This is a genomic window from Candidatus Symbiopectobacterium sp., assembly GCF_020054415.1.
In the GTDB taxonomy this organism is placed as follows: Bacteria; Pseudomonadota; Gammaproteobacteria; order Enterobacterales; family Enterobacteriaceae; genus Symbiopectobacterium.
Genome location: NZ_JAHWCO010000019.1, coordinates 1 through 1,601, shown reverse-complemented (window position 1 = coordinate 1,601; position 1,601 = coordinate 1). Strand labels below are relative to the sequence as shown.

Sequence of the window (1,601 nt, the reverse complement as noted above, 5' to 3'; positions counted from 1 at the left end):
ATGCATCACCACGCTCTGGATTTAACATACTGATTTTACGTCAAGGGAATCCGCAGCCTTTATGTCTACGCAACATAATATCTATTTATTCAACAAAGCCCCTTTGGTGCGATGTTTTTTGCTCAAGGCGGTATGCGTTTGCTGGTTGACGTACTGGCAGCAAGTTACCGGGTATTGCCCAAAGGAAGTGAGTTGAGTGAGATGAACATTAACGAAACCGGCCAGTTATTGTTGATGTTAATGCAAGGTAGCATCATGCCGGCGGCACCGGTACTCATTGTCATGATGTTGTCAGAAGTATTGTTAGGTGTTTTTTCTCGTTATTGCCCGCAGCTTAATCCGTTTTCACTCTCACTGACCATCAAAAGTGTCATCGCTTTTTCTGTCTTTTTGCTCTATGGCTTCCATTCATTTACTGAAAAGCCATTACCTCTTTTTTTCTTTACAGGCGTTTCAACGCTTTTTTATTTGACGTCAGGGAGAAAGCGATATGGCTAAGAAAACAGAAAAACCGACAGAAAAGAAAAGGCGTGATTCAGAAAAAAAAGGACAAACCTTTACCAGCCGGGATCTTGTTGCAACGGTGGTATTAATTTCAGGTGTTTTTTTTCTGGGAAGCAGTATGGATTTTGGCCCGCTTATCGAACTCTACAGTATTGCCTTATTATATAATAATAAGATGACAGTTATCTCGTATAATACTCAACTGGTTCTGATTTTATTGCAGATGTGTTTGCCTTTTATCATTCTGTGTGTTGTTGGGTTTGCTACAACATTATTGCAAACTAAATTCACAATAGCTTCTGAAGCGTTACGTTTAAATCTCAAAGCACTCAACCCAATTGAAGGGTTTAAACGGATATTTAGTCTTAGGACCGCTAAAGATTTTGTGAAATCGTTTTTGTACCTGTGCGTATTGTTTGGAACTTGTTATACCATTATCGTTAACGAATTGAAAAACATACTTTCAGTTTATCATGGCACACTTATGCAATTAATTCCCTATTGTGTATCCGTCACAATAAAAAGTATATTGTTTTTTTATCCTTTGGTCGTTGCTGGTTTTATTGGCGGAATTCATTGTTGAGTACTTTCTCTATATCAGAGAGATGAAGACGGATAAGCATGAGGTAAAACAAGAGCGAAAAGAGTTGGATGGTAATCATGAAATTAAGCGAGCTCGACGTCGCGCACACCATGAAATTCTCTCAGATGAAGAGCAAACTGCAATCAGAAACTCTGAAGTGGTCATGGCTAATCCAACGCATATTGCAGTCGCCATTTATTTTAATATGGATGTGGCTTATTTACCGTTTATATCTTTGCGATACTCAAAAATGAAGGCGTAGGCAGCAATTGCCTATGCGGAAAAATAAGGGATACCTGTTGTTCGTGATGTGAAGTTGGCAAGAAAACTTTATAGTAGCTACACTGCATATAGATTTATTTCAATAAACGACGGGCTTTGTTGAATAATAGGGAATAATGCTGTTATGACACGCCTGTTTTGGATTAAAATGCTGATCGCTCCGGGATGCATCACCACGCTCTGGATTTAACATACTGATTTTACATCAAGGGAATCCGCAGCCTTTATGGCT

At 39.0% G+C, this 1,601-nt stretch carries 3 protein-coding genes; all 3 read left to right on the top strand.

Annotated elements, in window-relative coordinates; translation table 11 throughout:
- Positions 1-111 precede the first annotated feature (111 nt).
- From QZ506_RS00605 to QZ506_RS00595, 3 genes are read left to right on the top strand one after another with little or no spacing between them, the layout of a single operon-like run.
- Complete coding sequence (locus tag QZ506_RS00605; protein ID WP_291968327.1) at positions 112-498, top strand: flagellar biosynthetic protein FliR; 387 nt, start codon at positions 112-114, stop codon at positions 496-498.
- Complete coding sequence (locus QZ506_RS00600; protein WP_291968326.1) at positions 491-1,087, top strand: EscU/YscU/HrcU family type III secretion system export apparatus switch protein; 597 nt, start codon at positions 491-493, stop codon at positions 1,085-1,087. Before QZ506_RS00605 ends, QZ506_RS00600 begins: the two co-directional genes overlap by 8 nt.
- The gene (locus QZ506_RS00595; RefSeq protein ID WP_291968325.1) at positions 1,068-1,349 is read left to right on the top strand and encodes an EscU/YscU/HrcU family type III secretion system export apparatus switch protein; all 282 of its coding nucleotides are present in this window, start codon (positions 1,068-1,070) and stop codon (positions 1,347-1,349) included. The genes QZ506_RS00600 and QZ506_RS00595 overlap by 20 nt, the downstream gene beginning before the upstream one ends.
- Positions 1,350-1,601: the final 252 nt, after the last annotated feature.